Origin of the sequence: Dyadobacter fermentans DSM 18053 (assembly GCF_000023125.1) — a bacterium.
Classification (GTDB): domain Bacteria; phylum Bacteroidota; class Bacteroidia; order Cytophagales; family Spirosomataceae; genus Dyadobacter; species Dyadobacter fermentans.
Genome location: NC_013037.1, coordinates 381614 through 406429, shown reverse-complemented (window position 1 = coordinate 406429; position 24816 = coordinate 381614). Strand labels below are relative to the sequence as shown.

Genomic DNA, 24816 nt, shown 5'->3' with positions numbered 1-24816 from the left:
CCATTTTAAGCGAGGTCGGCGCGGTAGCCCAGCTTGCCCAGCGTGTTCATGATCACGATCTGGTTCACTTTGTTATCTTCCGCTACGAGTATCGACATCGGGAACCGGGTTGCAAAGTCCGAGTGCAATTTCTTTCCCGAATCGTCGCGCCCCGGTGCGGGTTCTTCCGGTTCGTGCGACTCGGGCGCCACTTTCGCCCGGATCGTGAAGCGGAATGTGCTGCCTTGGTTGAGCGGGCTCTTCACTTCAATCTGCCCGCCCATCAACTTCGTGAGTTTTTCGCAAATCACCAATCCCAGACCGGTTCCTCCGTATTTCCGCGTAGTCGACGAGTCGACCTGGGAAAAAGGCTTGAACAGCTTATCGAGCTTATCCTCAGCGATGCCGATCCCCGTATCGGTCACCTCGAAGCCGAGAACAGCCTCCTCGCCTTCCTGCGTCTGCACGTACACATGCACGCCCACTTCGCCACCGGGCGTGAATTTCACGGCATTGCCGACGAGGTTAGTCACAATTTGCCCAAGTCGCAGCCGGTCGCCAATGATGCGGGACGGTACATTGTCATCAATTTTCAGGGTGAGGTTCAGCGGCTGCGTGGCGGTTTTGACACGGAAAAGGTCCATTACCTCACAAATACACGTCCGCAATGCAAACTCCTTCTCTTCCAGCTCCATATTACCGGATTCGATCTTGGAAATATCCAGGATATCGTTGATTACATTCAGCAGGTCGGTTCCCGATGACTGAATGGACTTGGTAAAATTGCGCTGCTCCTCCGTCTGCTCCGTTTCGGCCAGCAACGACGCCAGGCCGATCACGCCGTTCATCGGCGTCCTGATTTCGTGGCTCATCGTGGCGAGAAACGCGCTTTTGGCCCGGTTTGCCAGCTCCGCTTTTTCTGCAAGGGCTTGCTGGACGCTGATCGCGCGTTCCAGCTGGATCGTCCGTTCCTGAATCTGCCGTTCGAGCACGCGCTTCTGGTTCCGGATCGTGTACGTCCGGATACGGTAGATGGCCACAACAAGGCCTATCGCCAGGAGCAGGCAAAGCAACCGGAACCACCAGGTAAGCCAGAAGGGCGGCGTGATGGTAAGCTGCATGGAAACGCCGTTTTCATTCCATAAACCATCATTATTGGACCCCTTCACCCTGAACGTGTAAGTGCCCGGATCAAGGTTTGTATAAGTTGCCGTGCGCTGGTTGCCGGTGTAATTCCAATGTCTGTCGAACCCTTCGAGCATGTAGGCATACTGGTTGTTTTCCGGCACGGTGAAGCCTAATGCGGCAAATTCGAAGGTGATCACCGACTGGTCGTGCCGGATGGTAATGGCTTTGACCTCGCTGATCTGCTGTTTGAGGATCTGGTGACCGCTCGCGGTGCTGACAGGCCGGTTGAAAATCTGGAAGCCCGTAATGTACACCGGCGGAACGAAGTCGTTGTAGCGAAGGCTATCGGGATAAAAACTGACAAACCCGTCGATGCCGCCGAAGTACATTTGGCCGTCTGCGGTTTGGAACCGCGAATTGTCACGGAATTCGTTACCCGGCAGTCCATCGGAAATGCCGTAGTTCCTGAATGTTTTGGTTTTCGGATTAAAACGGGAAATGCCCCTGTTTGTGCTCATCCATAAATAGCCCTGCCTGTCGCGCAGAATACCGAATACGACATTGCTAGCCAGCCCATCTTTCTCGCTGTACGACTTAAAAACCTGCTTTTTCTGATCGAAATAGGAAAGTCCGCCCCCTACCGTTCCGATCCACAGGTCGCCGTTTTCAGCTTCCAGTATTGATTGCACTTTGTCGTGGGAAATGCTGAGAGAGTCTTTTGAATTGGTCTTGAAATGCCTGAAACCCTTCCGATCGGGCAGTAGCAGGTCTAGGCCGCCGAATGTACCAACCCAGATATTTCCCTTCCGATCCTGGTAAACGGTCGTGACGATATCCGCGCTGATGCTCGATGGGTCTTTCGACTGGTGCCGGTACTGTCGGAAACTGCGTGTTTTGGTATTATAAAAATTCAGGCCGCCCTTCCAGGTCCCCAGCCAGAGGTTGCCGTCCCTGTCCCGTGTGATATTGTTTATATCCGAGATTGAAAGGCTGTTAGGATCGCCATCCCGGGCCACGTGGTGCCCCTCTACTTCGCCGGTTCTGACATTAAAAAAATCAAAACCGCCATTGTGGAAACCCAGTCCCAGCACATCCTTCGCCACCCAAACCACCGAGATCACGTAGTCGTTCGAAATCGAGCGCGGATCGCCTGGACGATGCCTGTAAAAGGTAAAACGCTTCGTTTTCCGGTCGAAACGGTTGAGGCCGCCACCATCGGTCCCGATCCAGACGGAATTTCCGGTACTGTCGCCGCAAATAGCCAGCACGGTGTTGTTGCTCAAACTATTCCCCGAACTTGCCTTTTGGCGGAATGCTTCGAATTTCGGCCCGAATTTGGGTAAAAAACACACGCCGCCAGCGTAGGTGCCCACCCATACATTGCCTGCATTGTCGCCGTAAATGCTGTAAACCGAATTATTGCTAAGCGAATGCCGGTCTTCGGGATCATAGCGCACGGACGTGAAGCGGTCGGTAGCAGGGTCGTAAATGCTGATCCCGCCGTTCTCCGTGCCTACCCACATTCTCCCCAGGCTGTCTTTCATCATCGAAAGAATGTCGTTATGAGAAAGGCTACGCTGGTCGGCAGAATTGTGCGTAAAATGCCGCAGGATGGCGCCATTTCGATCAATAACCAATACACCCCCTCCGTGCGTGCCCACCCACAGATTGCCATTCCTATCATGAACCAATGCCTTGATCCACTCGGAATTCAACCGGTTTCCGGCCGGTTTCCGTGGCTGGAATGCGGTCATTTTGCCCGTAGCCACATCCAGCTTGAACAGCCCGTGCTCGGTTCCAATCCAGAGCATATAGCCTGGGCCCTCGGCAATGGTGGTCACAAACTCGCTACCCGCCCGCGCATCCAGGCCCGCATACGTGAATAACTGGTACGTGCCGCGGGCGCGGTCGAACAGGTACAAACCTTTATCGGTACCCAGCCAGAGGCGGTTGCGGCTATCCCTGAAAATGGTATGAATCGCGAGGTTCCTGCGCGGATGCGGGTAATGCACGAAGCCATCGGTGTCACGATCATAGCGGTCGAGGCCGGTGGAGGTCCCTACCCACATTTTACCGGCTTCGTCTTCGAGCAGCGACAATACGAAGCTGTCGTGAATGGACGCCGGCTGCGCAGCGTCGTGTTTGTAATGGGTGTATTTATAGCCGTCGAACCGGTTGAGGCCGTCTTCCGTCGCAAACCAGACAAAGCCCCGGCGGTCTTTCAAAATCGCACTCACATGGCTTTGCGACAGCCCCTGATCGGTGGTATGCCGCCTGAACCGCGGCACGAACTCCTGCGCCAGCGCATGCTGAAAGCATAGCGCGCATAATAGCAATATTAACCCGTAGAATTGCGCTTTCATGGGCACTTCATTCGATAGAGAAACGTCGACGATAGACTAAAAGTAGAAAAATTACCGGCTAATGCAACATAAACCGCAAATCTTACTCTTTGCGCTATACGAACATTAGCCATTTATGAAGAAAACGTTACTCTGCCTGTTACTCCATGCCATTTCATTTACGAGCTTCGCGCAAACATACTCAGTAAGCGGCCACGTCGGCAACCAGCAAAAAGAACCGGTAGGCTTCGCCGCCGTGTCGGTCAACCTGGCCAAAGATTCCACGCTCGTTAAAGCGGATGTAGCTGATGTTCAGGGGGAATTCAGAATTGCCGGCATTCCGGATGGCAAATACTTTGTACGCGTTACGGCCGTGGGACAGCAATTGTACCAGTCGCCCACATTCGAAGTGGCGGGCCAGGATGTGAGCCTTGCGGCGATTTTAATGCAAGCCGAGGCCAATCAGCTCAACGAGGTGAAGGTAACGGGCAGCAAGCCGCTCATTGAAGTGAAAAATGACCGGATGGTTTTCAATGTCGAGGCGAGCATCAATGCCACCGGCTCCAATGCACTCGACCTGTTGCAGCGCTCACCGGGCGTGCAGGTGGACAGGGAAGAAAATATCCTCGTGCGCGGCAAAACCGGGGTTAGGATTTATATTGACGGCCGCCCCTCTCCCCTCGCCGGAAAAGACCTCGCATCGACCTTGAAAAGCATGAACTCGGCCGATATCGAAGCCATCGAGATCATCACAAACCCTTCCGCCAAGTTCGACGCGGCGGGCGACCTGGGCATCATCAACATTCGCCTGAAAAAGAATGCGAAACTCGGCACCAATGGCAACGTCAGCCTGGGAGGCATGTTTGGCATTACCCCAAAATACAATGCGTCTCTGAACCTCAACCACCGGGATAAAAAACTCAACGTTTTCGGCAACTACGGCTTCAACCAGGGCGCGTGGCATAACACGACGTACGACGACCAGATCCTTAACAACGTGGCCTACAACAAAATATGGCACGGCATCTGGCGCGACACCACGCACAGCGCCAAAATCGGGGCCGACTATTTCATCAATTCCAAAAACACCCTCGGTTTCAGCGCCAACGGGCGCATCAGCAACCACAACGGCGGTGGTGAAAGCGAAACGTTCATCAGCAAACGCAACAATCTGATGGCCGATTCGCTGCTGCTATCGTCGCGAACTTCTAACCCCGAAAAGAACAAAAACCTCAACCTGAACGTCAACTACCGTTATGCCGACACCACCGGGCATGAACTGAACATCGACGCCGATTACGGCTGGTTTTCTTCACGCGGGGTAAGCTACCAGCCCAACAAATACCATTTCCGCACAACCAGCGAAGAACCGCTCGAACGCAACTACGTCACCGAAACGCCCGTCGACATTACCATCAGATCCTTCAAGGTCGATTACGAGCAGCCGTTCAAAAAAGGCAAACTGGGCTATGGTGCGAAACTGTCGGATGTGAATTCAGACAATACATTTAACTTCTATAATGTCCTCAAAAATGTGGAAGTGATTGATACCAATCGCAGCAACCGCTTCAAATACCTCGAACGCGTGTATGCGGCCTATATCAATTACAATATTTCACTGGGCAAAAAGTGGGATTTGCAGGCCGGCATACGCGCCGAGCGCACCAAATCTCTCGGCGACCTGACGAGCTACAAGCACAACGACCTCGACAAAGTGGATACGACCTATCTGAACTTCTTTCCGAGCGGGGCCATTTCTTACCGGGCGTCGAAAAACCACACCTGGAACCTCAATTACAGTCGCCGCATCAACCGCCCGAGCTACCAAAACCTGAATCCTTTTGAATATCGTGTAGATGAACTCGTGTATTCCAAAGGCAACCCATTCCTGAAACCCGAATATGCCAACAGTTTCAAACTCTCGCATGTATACAAAGGCATACTCACGACCTCACTCGGGTACAGGCGCACGAAATTTCCCGTGGTGGGTCTGCGCATTCCCTACGACAGCAGTCGTACCTACTTCATCACCGAAAACCTCGATTATTCCCAGGGTTACAGCCTCGACGTGAGCCTCACCACCCCGATCACGAAATGGTGGGAACTGAATTTCAATATCAGCGGCTACCATAATCTCTGGAAAGCGGCACTGGACAATGGCTTGATCGTCAACAACCGCACCACCGCATTCAACCTCAACGGGCAGAACACATTTAAGCTCAAAAACAACTGGACTGTGGAATTGAGCGGCTGGTACAACTCGCCCTACCGCCGGATCGACTATAACTGGCAGATGGGCATGGTGGATGTGGGCGTGCAAAAGAAGTTCTGGAAAGAGAATGCGAGCGTTAAAATGACGTTCAGCGACGTGTTCCATACGGCCCGGGGCGGCTACACTTCGGCTTATGCAGGCATCGAAACGCGACTGCGGTTCCGGTTCGAAGGGCAAATGCTGCGGGTCAATTTCAACTACCGCTTCGGAAGCAAGGAAATCAAAGCGGCGCGGAGCCGGAGATCGGGCTCGGAAGATGAGCTGAACCGCATCAAAGGATAGGGAATCTCCACAAATCAATTAATATTAATTCTACTTGTGCATAATGAAAACGGGTACATTATATTTGTAGGAACGAAACCCTGCACATCTTGCCTCTCAAAGATTCAATCTATCGAACGTGGATCAAACTATCCGGCGACCCGTTAGTCTTTCCCCTTAACGCCCGAATATTTCATTCGGTGTGCCTGATATCGATCTTTGCGCTCACTTATAATGTCCCGTTCAATTATGCGATAGGACTGCCGAAAATCGCGCTGGCCAGCCTTATCGTGCTGGTCATCACGGGGGTGCTTTACTATGCATCGCGATTTAAAAACCTGGTCAGTATCAGCACATTGCTCGCCAATATCGTCGGGCTTTCGCTGTTTATCGTCAATTATTTCCTCAATTCCGGCCTGCGCGGACCCACGGACCTGTTTTTGCTGCTGATCCTGCTGCTCAGCATTGCCATGAGCCCGGCCGAGCAATACAAGGTCTGGATTCCGGTGAATGTCACCATCCTCATCATCCTTTGCCTGATCGAATTTTACTATCCTTACCTCATTCCCGACACTTACACTACGCGCTCTAACCGCTTTGTGGACCATATGTCGGCCTATGCGGTGGTGGCGGCGATTACGTATTTCAGTGTGCACTACATCCGCGGCAGTTACGAGCGCGAGAAAGCCTCGGCATTGGAAAAGTCGAAGGCGATCGAACTTCAGAACTTCCAGATCGTGAAGCAGAATGAAGAGCTTGAAAAACTGAATGCGGAGAAAAACAAGCTGATGTCCATTGTAGCACACGACCTCCGTTCGCCGCTTGCGAGCATCCAGAACTTCCTCGAACTGCTTACCCAGCACGACCTCGAAGAAGAGCAGAAGATAGACATTGAAAACGACCTCCTCAATTCGACCAAGAACACGATGGCCATGCTCTCGAAGCTGCTCGACTGGTCCAAATCACAGCTTCACGGGGTGTCGGTAAATATGGAACAGCTGAATATCCGCACGCTTTTCGAACAGACCCTGAACCTCGAACGCAATATTGCAGCCCGTAAAAACATCACCCTGGATTACTATTTCGATCCTTCCGCGAGCATTTATGCGGATAGTGACATGATGCAGCTCATCCTCCGCAACATCATCGGCAATGCAATCAAATTCACCCGCACCGGAGGCCATATCTACGTGAAAGCTGAGGCCGCAGGCACGCATTGCCTCATTTCGGTGCGCGACAATGGCATTGGCATGTCGCCGGAAAAGCAGCAGTCCATCTTTTCGCTCAATGTCGAATCCACATTTGGAACGGATAATGAGAAAGGTGTCGGTCTGGGACTGATGCTCTGTATGGAGTTCATCCGCGCGCAAAACGGCAAGATATGGCTGGAAAGCACGCCTGGCGAAGGCACGTGCTTCTACATTTCAGTCCCGATGTTCGACAAAACGAAAGTACAGCAGCCCAATTTGTTATAGTCCCCCCGCAGCCGGCCGATCGGCGGCACGCTTGTAATTCCTTGCGAATTTGATCAATTACACTTTTTGTTGATTATTTTTGATCAAAATTAATCAACTATGAATTTCCAGGAACGGAAAAAGAAGATACTGGCTGCCCTGGAACGGGCGGAAAGCCTCAGCGTATTTGAACTCTCGGAAATCCTTGAAGCCTCACCAGCAACGATCCGCCGCGACCTGGGCGATATTGCCGAAGAAGGACTGCTCGTGCGCACACACGGGGGCGCGATGAAAATCGAGAACCCGGTACTGACGGGATTTTCAGAGAAGTCGGGTGTCAATAACCCCGCCAAAGAGCTGATTGCCGAAAGAGCAGCCTCCTATGTGCAGGACGGCGACACGATCTTTCTCGACTGCGGCAGTACGGTGTTCAGGATGTGTCATTATTTGAAGAAAAAGAGCATCCGTGTCATTACCAACTCATTACCCATTCTTGCGGAACTGATCGACGTGCCTTCGATCCAGATCAACCTGATCGGCGGGGAACTGAACAAGGCCCGAAAAGCGGTTCACGGCGACCGGGCTGTTCAGCATATCAACGGCTACCACGCGCACAAGGCATTCATCGGCGTAGACGGCCTTTCTGCGGAAAACGGCCTCACCGCGCACAGCGAGCACGAATCGACCATTACCACCGCGTTCATCCGCAATGCGGGACAAGTGGTCCTGCTGTGCGACGCCACAAAAATCGGTAAGGACAGTTATGTAAAATTCGCCGGATTACCGGCCATTCAAACGCTCATCACGGATGCAGCTGGTGACACGCAGCAGCTGGAAATGCTCCGCAAGGCCGGATTGAAGATTGAAATCACCAGTTGATCAGCAGGCTGCCGGGCCGCTCACTTCCGCCCTTTTCCCCTGAACGACGGCGGCTGAATGTAGAACTCGACCGTAGCCGCAAGTCCCGACGTCCGCACAGGAATGGCATCGTGCACCATTTTGTTCGACAGGTTTTTTCGATAACCCCCAAAAACCTCCACCCCGCCGAAATGCCCGAACCGGCGATTGTAAGAAATGCCCATATCGACATCGATACGCCGGCAAACATCGGGTGTTCCCTCAGCCACACGGTTGAGATAATACGTCCTGGTAACGGCCTCCGCTTTGAAATACAGCAGGTCATTAGGTGAAAGATTATGCCGCCAGGCGATCTTCCGCGGCAGCATGATCTCGATGCCTTCTCTTTCGGAAAGATTGTAGTTAAAGAGGAAAACGGGGAGGACGGTTAGCCTGAAACTTTTATTGACAATAATACCCGCCCCAATTTCCTTATTCGGCGCCAGCCGTTTGAGGTAAGAAGCCGAAACGGTGTAGTTAAGCGGTATTTCCTTTGCCGACAGCATCGCGAAATTGCCCGTCTTGTTGATATGCGAGGTCAGCACGAGCCACGATGTGCTATCGAGTTTCACAAACGAATTGAGGTCGAGGCCAAATGTGCGCAGGTTCCACCCCTCGAACTTCTTCGCCGGATTTTCGCCGCTGCCCTTGAATTCGAGCTGCTCCATCCGGTAGTTCGGGCCGAGCACAATGGCGAAATTCTTTTTGTGGAGCACGGGCAACCACGCGCGGACGTACATTTCCTCGTTGGTAAATGTCTTCGCGCCGCTATTGGCGAATCGGTAAACCTTTCCCGGTGCATGTGTGGTCCGGAAAGTGATCCATTTTGAAGGCTCCATACCGGGCAAACCGGGCTTTTGGGCACAACAAATCATGGACATACCCCATAAGGATAAGAAAACTGCCAACGCCTCTGGCTTCCGGAATTGCATACTTCGCCTGTAAATGGTTGAAATCAATCTAACCTGCACTAACCTATACGTTATGAGGCGGTAACGCAGCAGCGTATTCATTAAGTTCCGGACAGGTACAACAGGCCTGCGCGACTGCTATGATCCGATCGGTCGCCGCGTGCGTTTAAGCGAAGTATTTAACCATAACCCTCTCCATTTCAGCGCGATTCGTAAGGCCCGTGCACGGATTTCACCTTCATTTGCTCGTCGCGGTCGTCGAGGACAAATACTTGGTAGCTTGCCCCGCCGTTGGCGACGCGTATTACCACATGGCCCTGGTCGCTTTTCAGGCGGTTGAGCATTTCACCAATCACCAGCTTGTTTGATTCCAGCATGCTCGTCGCGAACACGTCGCGCTCGCCAGGGTAAATGCGCTGGGAATAAATGCGGTCGAGCACATCATGGCCGGGATGGTCCGACGACCAGACGGGCACCACCAGCACGCGTGGCCTGAGTGCGGCCAGCAGAAAATCATTTTGCGAATCGCGGTTGCCGTGGTGATCCAGAATATGGGCGTCCACCGGGCCCACGGCCTTTGCTACCGGTGTTTCTACATCGTGCCAGAGCGGCACGCCGGGTTGCAGCACGCCGGGCGTATCGCCGCCGGTGAAATAGTCGAATTTGCCGTAGCTGATCCGTGTGGCGATGCTGCACATGTTTTCCGTCGGAAACTGGTCAGGCCGGAGGTCTTTGAGTTCCGGAAAATGCTTGCGCGTAACGTTGCCCACGCCAGTCCATATTTCGCCATTGGCGGAGATATTGCGGACCTCAAACAGGTCTTTGTACCTCGCGGCATTGTGCAGGAGCACGATCTGGTCGTTACGGCCCGGAACGCTCGCCTCTACACGCAGGCCTTTGTTCTTTATCTGCCATGCCAGGAACGCACGGTAATTCTGTACCATGCTGTCCCGGGTCGGCCGCGGATAGTCGTACTGCGGCCAACCGCGGTCGATTACCTTTTTGACAGGCACAAATTCGGCCACTTCCGTAATGCCTGTCAGCGCATATTTGCCCTGCTCCGATTTTTTCGAAACCGACGTGGGCGTTCCCATGTGGTCGTCGTGAAAATGCGTAATGAGTGCATAATCCACCACGGGCGCAGGCGCAACCTTTCTGATATACCTCGCGATCCACTCGCCGGGCTGCCGGCTGGCATTGGGCATGGCTTTCGTGTTGCGCGGGCTCTGCGTGCGCGCCTCGGTAGGATCGAGCGCGCCGGCATCCACCAGGAGCGTGGTGCCGTCCGGCAGGATGAGGAACGTGGCGTTACCCATACCGGTATTGATGTGGTGAATGTCGAGAAAGCCCTCCTGCCATGCGGCTAGCGGCTTACCGGCCTCCTGCGCATTTGCACCCGGGACAGTCAGGCCCAGGCACAATGCAGCGAGGCAAATTTTTGCGATAGTGGTGTATTTCATAGTTAAAAACAATGGGAAGGTTTAGTCCTGAACTTCCAATGCATGCAATTTATCAAACTCCCGGATTGTCTTCCTGATTTGTTTCTGGTACACGCCGCTGTATTCGATCTGCAACAAACCCGCCTTTTCCGGTTCCAGGCTTTTCAGCTTCCAGTATTTCGGGTGCGTGGGGCCGATCGGCGGCCTGAAATCCTCTTCCTTAGGGTCTTTAATCATCACATCCACCTGGATGATCACTTTCGAGAGGTCGTCGGCGAGTACGCCCTCTACTTTTACTTTCACGGCTCTTCCGGTTTCTAAAACAAATATTTTTTCGTGCGTCATCTCACATCCAAACTTAATTCGGCGCCAAAGGTAAGGAGCCGAATCAAGATACAGGATGCTTTTAACAATATCTTAATTTACTCCACGTCCCACCAGTTCTTTACCGCCTGGGTATCACCGCCTATCCGCTTGGCAGCGTCGGCACTGTTCTGCGCATTGGCGGCGCGGGTGTTGCTGGGGTATTTCAACCGTTTGGGCACATCGGTAACGTCCGGATCGAGACTACCCGACGCCGGGGGAATAAACAGTACCGTGCCGTCCGGCTTTTTGGGATCGAGGCGGAGGCGTTCCAGCCACGATTGCAGGCCCTGCATGTACAAAGCGATCCATTTCTGCGTCCCGATGACGTTTTTCCACGTTCCTGCCTTGTACGGAACGCGTTTGAGATAGTCGTCCACGGCCTTCGCATCGGCAATGCCCCACTGCGTCATCGACGCCCGCACTGCCTCATTGTAAAGCGCCTCCGGCGTGTCGGTTCCGACATTCATCCCACGCGCTGCCGCCTCGGCTTTCATGAATGCCACCTCGGCGTAGGTAATCACATAACCTTTCGCCGACCCGCTGTACGCAATCACGCCGGGCTTGGACAGGCCGATCATCGTCGGCAGATTCGCCTCGGTGCCGTATACTTTGCCCACATACTTCCCATTCGTTTCGTCCGGACGGGCGAACACCGGCAGGCGCGGATCGTTCACGGACTGGAGATAATCGACCAGCGTGGAAGTTACCGCGAACTCCACGAGCGGCCGTTCCACGTCATTATAAGGAAACCTGTTGGTGGTAGTGGCTACATTGTAAGGGAAAAACACATCCTGCGCCGTGCTCGCCAGGGTATTTTTGGCAGCCTCTTCAATAATTGCCTTCGCCTCCGCAGGCGCGGCGTCCACCATACGTAATGCAATCCGCATCCGGAGCGCATTCGCGATCCTGATCCATTGCTGCACATCGCCTTTGGCCAGAATATCCCCGCGGATCACCCCGGAAGTAGTTCCCGACAGCACTTCCACCTGCGTTTTGAGCGAACCCAGCAGCGCCGCGTACACCTCCCTGCCCTGGTCGAACACTGGCTGGGGAATGTCCTCGCCCTGCAATGCCTGACTATACGGAATGTCGGTGTACACGTCGGTGAGCACGTGGAATATCCAGGCTTTCAGTATTTCGGCCACCGCCAGGGTGTGGGCACTTCTTTCGGCGGGATGGCGATCGTAATAGTTGCCGATTTCTTTCAGGTCCATCAAAGGCCCGGCGTACAGGCCGGCCCACAGGCCGTCGTTGGTGAACAGGAACCGGCCGTCGGACGTCTTGTCGGTGCCCATCCAGTATTGCGAAAGCTCCATCCCGATCCGCCCGTTGAAATAGGAGTCGTACATAAGGTCGCTGGCACGTTTTTCGGCATTGGAAAGCAGGAATTCAGGTTGCGTCTCGCTCGACCGCGCCGGGTCGGTGTTCAGCGATTCGAAATTGTCGCATCCCGTGAAAGTCAAGAGGACAGCGGCCAGTAGCCATATTTTGTTTTTCATATCAATCAATTTTTAAGACCGGATCAGAAAGTAACATTCAGGTTCACGCCATAGCTGCGGGTCGGCGGCAATGCACCGCCCTCGAAGCCGATCTGGTTGCTGATGGAATTGGTAATATTGGCCGGATCGACGTTCGGTGCATTGCTTTTGATAAGCCAGAGGTTCCGTCCGGTAAGTGTTACCCGCAAAGCCTGCATGCGGATCTTCTTCGCCCAGCCATCGGGCAGGTACCAGCCCAGCCGCACCTCGCGGAGGTAAATGAAGCTGCCGTCGTACAGGTTGGCTTTGCTGATGCGGTTACCGCCATCTGCATTGAAATGCGTCCGCGCCGGTACCACAATGTCGTTCGGCAGGCCATCCGCCTTCACACCCGGGTTCACCACGCCGTTTTCACGGATTCCGTTTTCAGCGGTTTCTTTCAGCATGCCCGATTTATTTCCGTACAAATTGGTATAGGAAAAGAAATCACCGCCCTTTTGAAAATCCACAAGTGCCGACAGATAAAAATTCTTGTAACTCAGCATATTCGACAAGCCCCCTATGAAATCCGGATTGGCATCGCCGATGATCACCGGTGTGGGGGTTACATTATAAGTCCCGTTGTCGGCCACGGTTTTGTTGCCATTGGCGTCGTACACATAATCCGTCCCAAGCATGGTGCCGAGCGACATTCCTTTCTGCGCAACCATCGACACTTTGTTCGTCCGGCGTTCGGTACCGATGATGAACCTTTCGATGCCCTGGATATTGTCGTTAGTGCTGTTCAGGTCAAGGACGATGTTTTTGTTTTTGGAGAAATTGAGGCCCACGCGCCAGCTGAAATTGGTGGTCATCACCGGCGTGGCCGATAATGTAAGCTCGATACCCTTATTTTGAACCGTCCCGCCATTCACCACCTTGGTTGTGAAACCGCTTTCGGATGGGATTTGCACATTCCAGATCTGGTTTCTTGTTTTGCGGTTATAATAGGTAAAATTGGCACCCAGACGGTCGTTGAAAAACTTGAAATCCACCCCCGCTTCCGTTTCCGAAGACAATTCCGGTTTAAGGCGGCTGTTGAACAGCTTGTCCGAAGTGCTTTGCAGCGGATAGGTGTCAAATGGCGCTACGTAATCGTAATACCGCGAAACCGAATACGGGTCCGCATCGTTGCCCACCCGCGCATACGACAAGCGCGCTTTCCCGAGTGTGAGCCATTTGGCATCGGTAATCAGGTCCGAAAAGATAAACGACCCCGCTACCGACGGATAGAAATAGGAATAGTTGCCGGTTTGTTTCAGGGTGGATGCCCAGTCGTTACGGCCAGTCGCTGTCAGGTACAAAAACTTGTTGTACCCCAAAGTAACCGACCCGAAAACGGAATTGATCTGCTTGTTGCCGTAAGCATTGGAAACCGTCGCGGGCGTTACCGAGTTTTGCAGCACATACACCATCGGATTTTGCAGGCCGCCATTCGTATTGCCGGCGTCGATGTTCGATTTAATCCGCAATATGTTCCCCCCGGCCACCGCTTCGAGCGTCAGTTTAGAGTCGGCGAATTCTTTGTTGATGTTCAGAGTTCCCTGGTAGTTGTTTTCGTTGTTCACCACCACGCGCCGTGCATAGGAGCCTACAAAGAAACCTTTGGCGCCTCTTACCTCGTCCAAATGGTTGAGATAATCGGAGAACACGCGAAGGTCGGCGGAGAGCCAGTCGGTAAGCTTGTAGGTCAGGCCCGCATTACCGAAATAGCGGTTATTCTGGTCGGTATTATAGTTTTCGTACTGGTTCCAATAAGGGTTTTGGGTAAATGCCGGCTTTTGGATATTCCAGGCTGTCCGGTTCCATGATTGCTCGGTGCCGTCGGCGTATTTGTAATTGCGCAAATAGGCATCGTCGATCTGCCGCTGGCCGAACATCACGTAAAACAGCATCGGGTTGTTGCCGAAAAAGCCCGTTCCCGGCCTGCCTTTCGAATGGTCGTTGATATAGTTGATACCGCCGCTGAAAGTAAATTTCTCGGTGAACTTATACACCGAATTGAGGCTGATAAAGAACCGGCTCAGGCTGCTGCCCGGGTAAATGAAGTTTTGCTTCGTTTGTCCGACCGAGAAGCGGATCGAGCCATTGTCGCCGCTGCTGGCCACCGAGAGGTTGTTTGAAAACGTTACCCCGGTTTTGAAAAACTGCTTCGCATTATCAGGCTGAGGGCTCCAAGGAGCGGTTTTACCGAAATTCGGGTTGTTCCGGTCCTGGTCCCACGACCAGTAATGCCGCACCAGCTGGCCCTCCATCTTCGGCCCCCACGATTCGTCGGTACCGTAATCGGGAATGAGGTCGTAGCGGCCTTTGCCGTCGCCGTCATCGTAAGTACCGCCTCCGGGCAAAAAGCCCGTCGGGTTGGCATCGACATACAGCTTCGTGAAATTCGAACTCCCGCCGCCACCATAGAGGTTCTGGAATTTGGGCAACAGCGACACCTGGTCGGCCTGGATGTTCAGGTCATAGTTCAGCGAGAGCTTGCCCGAGCCCTTGCCGGTTTTGGTTGTAATGTAAATGACCCCATTCTGGCCGCGGCTGCCGTAAAGCGCCGTCGCGGCAGCGCCTTTCAGCACCGAAATGTTCTCCACGTCGTTCGGATTGAGCAGCTGCGCCGGGTTGCCGTAGTCGTACCCGCCGCCGCCGGTGCCTTGTCCGCCCGTTACGCCGTATGAATTCATGTTCATATTGGCCATAGGCACGCCGTCGACGATAAACAATGCATTATTGTTTCCGGAAATGGATTTCAAACCGCGGATCGTGACCCTCGACGAGCCGCCCATCGAACCGCTGTTGCCGCCGATCTGTACGCCCGCCAGCTTGCCCTGCAATGAGTTGATGTAGTTCACCTCGCGGGCTTCCTGAATGCCGCCGCCGTCGATCTGCTGGATTGCGTAGCCCACATTGCGCGTGCTGCGCTGCACGCCCAGCGCCGTTACCACCACTTCGCCGAGGCTTTTCACATCGGCTTTGAGCTTCACAGTCACTTCCGTCGCCGCCGCCGACACGTTCACATCCTGCGTAACGTGCCCGATGGACGACACCGTGAGCACCTGGCTCCCCGCCGGGAGCGCAATGCTGAAATTGCCGTCCACATCGGTGTTTGTGCCGTTGGTGCTGCCCTTCATGAGCACGCTCACGCCCGGGATCCCGGCATTGGATTCGTCAACCACTTTCCCTTTCACACGCCTGTCCTGGGCAGCTGCATGGTACGAACATAACAGCACGCACAGCAGTGCCAACAAACAACTTCGTATCGATTGCGCCATATTGGTAGAATTTAAAGATTAAATATTCTTTAAAGGCGAAATCAAAATACGTATACTGGCGTTTACTTTTAATGCGCGCAGGAAATCGACCACTTGGGTTAAAGTATCGACGAATCCGCGAAACAAGACTGATTTTCAGGGATGAGCATATGGAAAGTGGCGCCCTCTCCTTCTCCCGAAGTGGCGAAAATAAGGCCGTGATGGTTTTGCAGGATCTTCTTGCACATGGCCAGCCCAATGCCCGTCCCTTCGAAGTCCTTTTTCCCGTGCAGTCGCTGGAAAATCTCGAATATCTGCTCGGCGTAGCTCTGGTCGAATCCAATACCATTGTCGCTCACCTGCAAATGGTGATAGGCGCAACGGGTATCGAGCATCGGGTACGAACGTAACTCTTGCCTGTCGAGCAGTTTTGCCGTAATGCGGATGACCGGGTCGCGATCGGCCCTGGTGAATTTCAAGGCATTGGAAATGAGGTTCCCAAACAGCTGAGACATTTGCAGCGGAACGGCCTCCACCACCGGAAGGTTCTCGTAACTCACGGTTGCGTGCTTCTGGTCGATCAGCAGTTCGAGATCGTCCACAACATTGTCCAGCACCACGCCCAGATCGGTTTCCCGCACCAGGTCGGTATCCCGTGACAGCTGCGAAAATGTGAGCACATCGCGGATCAATAGCATCATCCGCGCAGAGGCATTTTTGATCTTATCAAGGTAATTCCGCTGGCGCTCGGTCGTCTCGCCCAATGCGCCTTCAAGCAGCTGGGCAAATGTCGCGACCTTCCGGATGGGCTCCTGAAGGTCGTGCGAAGCGATGTAGGCAAACTGCGCCAGCTCGGCATTCGAGCGCTGCAAATGGCGGTTGGCGGTAGCGAGCTCCCGTGTGCGGTCGGTCACGGTCTGTTCGGTGCGTAATTTGGCGAGCACCAGTTCCGTGACCTCCTGGCAAAGAACCATCACCCCCTGAATGCGGCCATCGTCGCCACGGTAAGGCTGATACACCAGGTTCAGATAACCTTCTTTTTTCTCTCCATTAACATATACAAAATAGGGATGATCGTACAGGTAGAGCGGTTCTCCGGTCCGCATTACCCCCTCGACGATGTTCCGGAAATGCGGCTCGGTTTCCGGTACCACCGAAAAAAAAGGCTTATCAAGCAGTTCCTCGCGGGAGCGGTCGATCACCTGGCCGTAGGCATCGTTGACAATCTCCACGACCATGTCCGTGCCCATGAGTACGATTATCCCCACCGTTGCGTCCGTAACGAGGTTTTGAAAGCGCCGCTCGGAGTCGTGCAGGCGGTTGTACATGAGCACTTTCTGCGTGGTTTCGGTGCAGGTAACGAACACCCCGTTGATCTTCCCCGAATCGTCGTAAACCGGGCTGTAACTGAACGTCCAGTAAATATCCTCCACCCTGCCATTCCTGAAAAACGGCACGAGCTGGTCCTCAAACCAGACGGGCTCTCCGCTGCTCATCACCCGGCCGAGCAATGGCCCGATAAAATCCCAGATTTCAGGCCACACTTCCCTGCCGCGTTTGCCCAGCGCGGGATGTTTGCCTTCGGCACCGAGGCTGGGCCTGAATGCGTCATTATAAAAGCAGATGAGCTCATCGCCCCAGAAGAGGAACATCGGAAATGCGGAGTTCAGCACGATGCCGAGTGTAGTACGCAGGCTTTGCTGCCATTGCTCCGGCGGCCCGATTGCCGTGGCCGACCAATCGAAAGCCCTCGTCAGGGCACCCATTTCGCCGCCACCCTGAATGAAATGAAAAAACTGATCGTTTGCGGGGCTACGTAAATCCATATGAGTTCATGAATATACGAAACCAACACTATAATCGCGCCAGCGGGGTACTGTTACGCCAGGATCTTGTTGAGAATTGCGACCAGGTCCTCGAAACGGCCCGGTTTGGTAAAAAAGTGGCGCGCGCCCAATTGCTTTACCTGCTCTACCGTGGCAGAATTGGATGAAGTGGACAGGATCACGACCGGAATTTTGCGGAGATTTTCGTCTTTTTTTATTTCTGCCAAAAACTGCTGCCCATTCATCAACGGCATATTAAGGTCGAGGAAAATCAGATCGGCTTCCAGCTCTCCCTTCACAATCTGGTTTAATGCCTTCTTGGCACTGTCCACCACGGTACAGTGTACAGGCTTCGAAGTACATTCCAGCGCCGTCAGGAAAATCTCCTGATCGTCTTCATCGTCATCGATGAGAAGGATATTCTGATAGGGCATCAAACGGGCGTAAAAAAATCCGTATGCAAATTATACTACAATGGTTCTTAAATCAAGTGTATCTTTGCAGCAACCCCAAATACACCCTATATTTTCAGGATAAAATCCAAACAAAACCACAAAACAACATGTCGTTTCAGGGCTACCTCAAAACAATTCTCGCTAAAACCGGCAAAGGTCCCGATGATTTCCGGAAACTCGCCGAAGAAAAAGGCTTCACCGCCGGAGGGCAATTAAAAGGCAGCACGAAGGCTGGCGATATCGTGCAATGGCTGAAAACAGACTTCGACCTCGGCCAGGGACATGCCATGGCGATCTACGCGCTGCTGAAAGGTACCAAGGACGAACACAGCGCGTAGCGGACCGGGCGTCTCCTCCCGGCTTACCCGCTGCCGGCCATGAATGCGGCTACCGGATGTCCTGGTAGCGCCCCTGGTTCAGGTCGCCGGTTTCGTAACCCTTCTTAAACCAGTACATCCGCTGCTCGGAAGTGCCGTGCGTGAATGCATCGGGAACCACATAGCCCTGCGATTCTTTCTGCAATTTGTCATCGCCGATCGCATTGGCGGCCGTCAGGGCGGCTTCCAGATCGCCCGGTTCGAGGATATTCTCCATCCGGTTGGCGTGGTTGGCCCATACACCGGCGAGGAAATCGGCCTGCAATTCCAGTTTTACCGAAAGCTTGTTGTACTCGGCTTCACTCAGCCGGCCGCGCTGTTCCTGCACCTGCCGGGAAATGCCCATCAGGTTCTGCACATGGTGCCCCACCTCGTGCGCCACTACATAGGCCACGGCAAATTCGCCCGGGGCATTAAACCGGTCGCGCAGCTCGTCGCAAAACGTGAGATCGATATATACTTTCTGATCGGCCGGGCAGTAGAACGGGCCCATGGCCGAAGAAGCGCCACCGCAGGCGCTCTGCGTGGCGTTGGAGAACATTTGCAACACCGGCTTCTCGTATTCGGCATTGTTTTGCGCATAAATCTGCGTCCATACGTCTTCGGTACTGCCCAGCACGGCCGACACGAAATCTGCCGTTTTGTCGTCGGGCCGCGGGCCCGGAGGACGCGTCTCGGCCTGTTCGGTTTGTGCGCCCTGGATATTGGAAAGAATTTCCTGCGGGTCCTGCCCCGTCAGCAATCCGATGGCGACCACGATGATCACTCCAATGCCGCCGAGTGCCACTTTGCCTCCGCCCGACATGCCGCGGCGGTCCTCGACGTTACTGCTTCTGCGTAAATCCTGCCAACGCATATTGATGTATTTTAGGTTAAACCAAAACTTTTTGCGGACCGGCATTCCGACCCTGTCCCACTCAAATATAGAAATAATGCCAGGCATGAAAACGGGAGCACCGCTTTAATTTTACAAAGGTTTCGCGGCGCTCCATTGATGGCGTTTGGCGGCGCTCCTTTGTACTTCCTGTAACGCATTTAGTCCTTACAATAACTTTTAAAACCGTTAAATAAGTAATTCCAAAACATGGCTCAATAAATTCTTCGTCCAAATTACGATATACTAATTTTAGGCACCTTGAGTTACTTTGATTAAATCCAGCCTATGCCTTTAAACAATTCCTCTTTCGCCGGCTTTGAATATCAGCCCAGCGAGATCTGCAAATTTCTGCAGGCGTACACCACTTTTACCCTGATGCTGAGAAGCGGAATCATTATTCACTATCAGCCCGAGCATGCGCCGGACTTCGAGCGCTGGCTCCACCACCATCAGATCGAGGACATTCGCGTGTCCATCCGCAACAACCAGAGCGCTTTCTCAAAGCGACAGCAGCAGTAGCCACCTACTGCTGCGATTACTCAACTCCCCACGTTCCTCTACTACTTCTATTTCCCACTGATTTTCAGGACAATTATCCCCGCAACCCGGGCTTTCCCGCCGTTTTGTACTATTTTTAACAATTATTAAATTATATTTTCAGCGGGGCGGGCTTTACGGGTTGTATGAAAAATGTTAAAGTTTTCTTTCTGTGGGCGTTAATCGCCGGGCATTTCTTCTCTTGTTCCCCCGAACTGCCCGAGGATGTGGAGGTTGCAATGAAGGAGCTGCCCGATAAGCTGGACTACAACCAGCACGTAAAACCCGTACTTTCCGATAAATGTTTTGCATGCCACGGCCCCGATAAAGCCAAGCAAAAAGGAGGCCTGCGCCTGGATCTGGCCGAAACGGCATTTAAAAAGGTTGCCAAGAACTCTGGAAGGACGGCGATCGACCCGGGCGATCTGGCCGATAGCGAGTTTTTTCATCGCATCATATCTTCCGACCCCGATTACGTAATGCCCACACCTGAATCGCACCTGAGCCTTTCGGCGCGGGAAAAAGCGATCCTGATCCGTTGGATCGACGAGGGAGCTGAGTACAAACCGCATTGGGCATTCGTGAAGCCCGAAAAACCCGGCGTCCCCGAAACAGCACATGATAACCGGGCGATCAATCCGATCGACCATTTTGTATTCCAAAAGCTGGAAGAGGAAAAGCTCCAACCTTCCGCGCAGGCCGAAAAAGAGATTTTGCTGCGGCGCGTGTCGCTCGACCTGACCGGCCTCCCACCCACCCTGGCCGAAACCGATGCATTTTTGAAAGATCAATCGGCCAATGCCTATGAAAAGCAGGTCGACAGGCTGCTCGCTTCGCCGCATTATGGTGAGAAAATGGCCATCGACTGGCTCGATCTCGCCCGTTTTGCGGATTCGCACGGCTACACGGTCGACAGGCTGCGGGACATGTCGCCCTACCGCGACTGGGTGATCCAGGCATTCAACCAAAACATGCATTACGACCAGTTCGTCCACTGGCAGCTCGCCGGCGACCTCATGCCCAACCCGACGAAGGAAATGCGCATTGCGACCGCCTTCAACCGCAACCACCAGCAAAACATGGAAGGCGGCATTATAGAGGAGGAATTTCAGACGGAATATGTGGTGGACCGCACCAACACATTCGGCGACGCTTTCCTGGGGCTTTCGGTAGGCTGCGCCAAATGCCACGACCACAAATACGACCCGGTGTCGCAGAAAAACTATTATGAATTATACAGCTTCTTCAATAATGTGAAAGAAGCCGGACAAATCTCCTGGGACGATGCACTGCCTACCCCGACCATGCTCCTGCCCACGCCCGCCCAGGAGCAGACTTTGAAATTCATCCAATCCAAAATAACAAGAGAAGAACAAAACCTGGCGGCCACGCAACGCAATGCGGACAGCGGTTTCAAACAATGGATCGACGCGGGCGGCCATCAATACCTGGGCAAAGAGCCCCTGCCCAAAGCAGGCTTACAGGCACATTACACCTTCGAAAAAGGCTCGCTGCGCAATGCGTTGAATGCCAAACAAACAGGGATCATGAAACGCGAAGCCGGCTCGCCGGGCGGTGACCCCGTATTTGCAACCGAACAGGGCGCCACGGCGCTGCGGCTCGACGGCGACGTGTACCTGGACCTCGGCCAGAACGGCGTGTTCCGCAAGTCGGAACCGTTCACCGTCGGCATCCGCGTACATATTCCGAAAGCATTGAAAGAGGGCGTAATCCTGCACAAGAGCCAGGCCGAGCGCCTGTATAATTTCCGCGGGTATCATTTGTATCTCAAAAACGACCGGCTGGAACTGAACATGGCGCACACCGCTCCGTCGGATGCGATCACGAAAATCAGCAAACAGCCGCTCCCGAAAGACCAGTGGGTGCAGCTGACCGTCACTTACGACGGTTCTTCCAAAGCAACCGGTTTGAAGCTTTACGTCAATGGGCAGGAGGCCGCGATGGAGACGACGATGGACCAGCTCACGAAGGATATTCTGTTCAAATCGAGCGTCCAACCCGGCTTACAGATCGGCGCCTGGTGGCGGGGCTTCGGGTTAAAAAATGCCTTGGTGGACGATATTGTCGTATTTAACCGCGAGCTTACGCCGTTCGAAACGGGCATACTGGCCGGTAAATCATCGTGGGCGGGCATAGCAGCAAAAAACGCCGCACAGTTGAATGCGGCGGAAAGCGCGGCCTTGAAAAACTATTATTTGTCGGCGGTAGATCCGGCGGCGGCGAAGGCGCGGCTTGCATTGCAGGATGTGCGCACGCAGCTTTCCGATTCCACCGAGCACGTCCGCGAGCTGATGGTCATGCAGGAAATGCCGGAGCCTAAGCAAGCCTATTTGCTCGAACGGGGAAACTACGATGCTTTGGGCGAAAAAGTGTTTCCTGCCACACCGGCCGCCATTTTGGAATACCCTAAAAACTTACCGAAAAACCGGTACGGACTGGCCCAATGGCTCACCCACGCCGACAACCCGCTCACTGCCCGCGTGGCTGTGAACCGCTACTGGCAGAACTTCTTCGGGACCGGCCTGGTCAAAACCACCGAAGATTTCGGCAACCAGGGCGAGCTTCCCACCCACCCCGAACTGCTCGATTGGCTGGCCGTTACGTTCCGTGAATCGGGCTGGGATGTGAAGAAGTTGAACAAACTGATCGTAATGTCTGCCACGTACCGCCAGGACTCCCGCACAAGCCGGGAAGTACACGAGCGCGACCCCGAGAACCGCCTGTACGCACGCGGGCCTGCCAACCGGATGTCGGCCGAGATGATACGCGATAATGCATTGATTGCAAGCGGATTAATGAACCCGAAAATAGGCGGGGCAAGCGTAAAACCCTACCAACCGGAAGGACTATGGTCGATTAACAGCAGCACCTACACCCCCGACTCGGGCAATGCGGTGTATCGCCGGAGCCTGTATGTGATCGTCAAGCGCTCCGTTCCCAACCCGACACTCGCGACGTTCGACGCTACCTCGCGGAGCTTTTGCGTGGTGCGCCGCCAGAAGACCAACACGCCATTACAAGCCCTGGTGACGCTGAACGACCCGACATTTGTGGAAGCCATGCGCGTGCTGGGCGAACAAATGACCCGCATTCCCGACCCGCGGCAGTCGGTAACCACCGCCTACCGCAAGCTCACCGGCCGCAAGCCGCCTGGTAAAGAGGTGGAACTCCTGCTTGCATTGCGGAAAGTGGAGGAAGAGAAATTCAGGAAGAATCCGAAGAAAACAGCCGGCTGGCTGCAAACCGGTCAGCATATACCTGACAAAACGCTCGACCCGGCATTGCTGGCCGCCAACAGCGTGGTAGCCAGTACCATCCTCAATTCCGACGCCAGCCTAACCAAAAGATAATTATGCAGCACCATCACGAAGACGAATTCCGCCTGCATACGCCCGAATTCAACGAACTGCACCGGAAACTCGACCGCCGCCGCTTTCTTACCCAGACATCCCTCGGGCTGGGCGCGATGGCCGTCGGCTCGCTTTTCGGGCTGGATAAGCTATACGGATCGGCCACGCGGCAAGCCGCCACCGCCTCGGACCTCGAAGCCGATATCCTGAAAGCATTGCCGCATATCGCGCCCAAGGCCAAGCGCGTGGTGTATTTGTTTATGGCAGGCGGGCCTTCGCAGTTCGAAACGTTCGACTACAAGCCCGGATTGATCAAAATGGCAGGGCAAAACCTGCCCGATTCGGTGCGGAAAGGTCAGCGGCTCACGGGCATGAGCGCGAGCCAGAGCGCGCTGCCTATGGCCCCGTCGATTTACGGTTTCAACCAGCACGGCAAAACCAACACCTGGGTGAGCGAGCTGCTGCCGTACACCGCCAAAGTGGTGGACGACCTCTGCATTGTCAAATCCATTTATTCGGAAGCCATTAACCACGACCCTGCCATTACCTTTTTCCAAACCGGCAACCAGCTTCCGGGCAGGCCGTCCATCGGATCATGGGTAAGCTACGGGCTCGGGACCGACAACAACAACCTGCCCACATTCATTGTATTGGTTTCAAAAAATGCCCCCAAAGACCAGCCGCTCTATGCCCGGCTTTGGGGAAACGGCTTTCTCGAATCACGGCACCAGGGCGTGCAGTTCCGTTCGGGCAAAGACCCGGTGCTGTTCCTGAACAATCCGGAAGGCTACGACGGCCACGACCGGAAGGAAATGCTGGACTATCTTTCGAAACTCAACCAGCTGCAAAACGACGCTTACGGCGACCCGGAGATCAACAACCGCATTGCACAATACGAAATGGCCTTCCGCATGCAAACCTCCGTGCCCGAAGTAATGGACACCGCCGCGGAACCCGACGAAGTTTTCGAACTCTACGGCCCCGATAGCCGCGACCCGGGCACCTATGCGGCCAACTGCCTGCTGGCGCGCAAACTGCTCGAAAAAGACGTCAAGTTTGTGCAGCTCTACCACCAGGGCTGGGACCAGCACGGCGGGCTGCCCAAGGCTATCGCGCAGCAATGCAAGGCCACCGACCAGGCCACCGGCGCGCTCATTATGGACCTGAAACGCCGCGGGTTGCTGGACGATACCCTGGTGATTTGGGGCGGGGAATTCGGCCGGACGGTGTATTCGCAAGGCAAGCTCAGCGCTACCGACTACGGCCGCGACCACCATCCGCGGTGCTTCACGATGTGGATGGCCGGCGCGGGCGTCAAATCGGGATTCAGTTTTGGCGAAACCGACGATTTCAGCTACAATATCGTGAAAGACCCGGTGCACGTCCACGACTTCCACGCTACGCTGCTGCATTTGATGGGTGTGGACCACGAGCGGCTCACCTACAAGTTTCAGGGCAGGCGTTTCCGTCTCACAGACGTGCATGGAAAGCTGGTGAAAGACATTCTGGCGTGACGCATGGTAGAGTATCCCGCGCGTTTCATCGTCTTTGTTTTTGAA

Annotated in this window: 16 protein-coding genes; 7 read left to right on the top strand and 9 right to left on the bottom strand. The window is 54.1% G+C overall.

The window, feature by feature from the left end; all coding sequences use genetic code 11:
• Nucleotides 1-5 precede the first annotated feature (5 nt).
• Nucleotides 6-3470 carry a hybrid sensor histidine kinase/response regulator gene (locus DFER_RS01715; protein ID WP_050774586.1) on the bottom strand — a complete coding sequence of 1155 codons (3465 nt, stop codon included), beginning with the start codon at nucleotides 3468-3470 and terminating at the stop codon, nucleotides 6-8.
• 115 nt (nucleotides 3471-3585) lie between these two features.
• Between DFER_RS01715 and DFER_RS01710 the strand changes: the two genes are divergently transcribed.
• The 3 genes from DFER_RS01710 (at nucleotide 3586) to DFER_RS01700 (ending at nucleotide 8315) form a co-directional block, all read left to right on the top strand.
• On the top strand, nucleotides 3586-6003 hold the full coding sequence (locus DFER_RS01710; RefSeq protein WP_012779964.1) for a TonB-dependent receptor: 2418 nt from the start codon (nucleotides 3586-3588) through the stop codon (nucleotides 6001-6003).
• A gap of 179 nt (nucleotides 6004-6182) precedes the next feature.
• On the top strand, nucleotides 6183-7457 hold the full coding sequence (locus DFER_RS01705; protein ID WP_229206148.1) for a sensor histidine kinase: 1275 nt from the start codon (nucleotides 6183-6185) through the stop codon (nucleotides 7455-7457).
• Between the two features lie 99 nt (nucleotides 7458-7556).
• Nucleotides 7557-8315 carry a DeoR/GlpR family DNA-binding transcription regulator gene (locus DFER_RS01700; RefSeq protein ID WP_012779962.1) on the top strand — a complete coding sequence of 253 codons (759 nt, stop codon included), beginning with the start codon at nucleotides 7557-7559 and terminating at the stop codon, nucleotides 8313-8315.
• A 20-nt stretch (nucleotides 8316-8335) separates the two neighbouring features.
• Here the strand turns inward: DFER_RS01700 and DFER_RS01695 are convergent, their stop codons facing one another.
• The 7 genes from DFER_RS01695 to DFER_RS01665 all read right to left on the bottom strand — a co-directional run bounded on the left by DFER_RS01695 (nucleotide 8336) and on the right by DFER_RS01665 (nucleotide 18074).
• Complete coding sequence (locus tag DFER_RS01695) at nucleotides 8336-9172, bottom strand: DUF6268 family outer membrane beta-barrel protein (RefSeq protein ID WP_229206147.1); 837 nt, start codon at nucleotides 9170-9172, stop codon at nucleotides 8336-8338.
• 272 nt (nucleotides 9173-9444) lie between these two features.
• A complete protein-coding gene (locus DFER_RS01690) occupies nucleotides 9445-10704 on the bottom strand; it encodes a ComEC/Rec2 family competence protein (RefSeq protein ID WP_012779960.1) in 1260 nt (419 codons plus the stop codon).
• A 21-nt stretch (nucleotides 10705-10725) separates the two neighbouring features.
• Complete coding sequence (locus DFER_RS01685; RefSeq protein WP_229206146.1) at nucleotides 10726-10986, bottom strand: hypothetical protein; 261 nt, start codon at nucleotides 10984-10986, stop codon at nucleotides 10726-10728.
• Nucleotides 10987-11105: 119 nt separating this feature from the next.
• Nucleotides 11106-12548, bottom strand: a complete 1443-nt coding sequence (locus DFER_RS01680) for a SusD/RagB family nutrient-binding outer membrane lipoprotein (protein WP_012779958.1) — start codon at nucleotides 12546-12548, stop codon at nucleotides 11106-11108.
• 23 nt (nucleotides 12549-12571) lie between these two features.
• The gene (locus tag DFER_RS01675) at nucleotides 12572-15835 is read right to left on the bottom strand and encodes a SusC/RagA family TonB-linked outer membrane protein (protein WP_012779957.1); all 3264 of its coding nucleotides are present in this window, start codon (nucleotides 15833-15835) and stop codon (nucleotides 12572-12574) included.
• Between the two features lie 98 nt (nucleotides 15836-15933).
• Nucleotides 15934-17640, bottom strand: a complete 1707-nt coding sequence (locus DFER_RS30005) for a PAS domain-containing sensor histidine kinase (RefSeq protein ID WP_012779956.1) — start codon at nucleotides 17638-17640, stop codon at nucleotides 15934-15936.
• 53 nt (nucleotides 17641-17693) lie between these two features.
• A complete protein-coding gene (locus DFER_RS01665; RefSeq protein ID WP_012779955.1) occupies nucleotides 17694-18074 on the bottom strand; it encodes a response regulator in 381 nt (126 codons plus the stop codon).
• A 128-nt stretch (nucleotides 18075-18202) separates the two neighbouring features.
• Between DFER_RS01665 and DFER_RS01660 the strand changes: the two genes are divergently transcribed.
• Nucleotides 18203-18433 carry a DUF4287 domain-containing protein gene (locus tag DFER_RS01660; RefSeq protein WP_012779954.1) on the top strand — a complete coding sequence of 77 codons (231 nt, stop codon included), beginning with the start codon at nucleotides 18203-18205 and terminating at the stop codon, nucleotides 18431-18433.
• A 49-nt stretch (nucleotides 18434-18482) separates the two neighbouring features.
• On the opposite strand, the gene ypfJ is transcribed toward DFER_RS01660, so the two are convergent.
• On the bottom strand, nucleotides 18483-19328 hold the full coding sequence (gene ypfJ, locus DFER_RS01655; protein ID WP_012779953.1) for a KPN_02809 family neutral zinc metallopeptidase: 846 nt from the start codon (nucleotides 19326-19328) through the stop codon (nucleotides 18483-18485).
• A gap of 396 nt (nucleotides 19329-19724) precedes the next feature.
• Here ypfJ and DFER_RS30415 point away from each other — a divergent pair, with 396 nt between their 5' ends.
• From DFER_RS30415 to DFER_RS01640, 3 genes are all read left to right on the top strand, one after another.
• Nucleotides 19725-19868 carry a hypothetical protein gene (locus DFER_RS30415; protein ID WP_229206145.1) on the top strand — a complete coding sequence of 48 codons (144 nt, stop codon included), beginning with the start codon at nucleotides 19725-19727 and terminating at the stop codon, nucleotides 19866-19868.
• Between the two features lie 164 nt (nucleotides 19869-20032).
• The gene (locus DFER_RS01645) at nucleotides 20033-23257 is read left to right on the top strand and encodes a DUF1553 domain-containing protein (protein WP_012779951.1); all 3225 of its coding nucleotides are present in this window, start codon (nucleotides 20033-20035) and stop codon (nucleotides 23255-23257) included.
• A gap of 2 nt (nucleotides 23258-23259) precedes the next feature.
• Nucleotides 23260-24771: a DUF1501 domain-containing protein gene (locus tag DFER_RS01640; RefSeq protein WP_012779950.1), complete on the top strand. Its 1512-nt coding sequence runs from the start codon at nucleotides 23260-23262 to the stop codon at nucleotides 24769-24771.
• Nucleotides 24772-24816 lie beyond the last annotated feature (45 nt).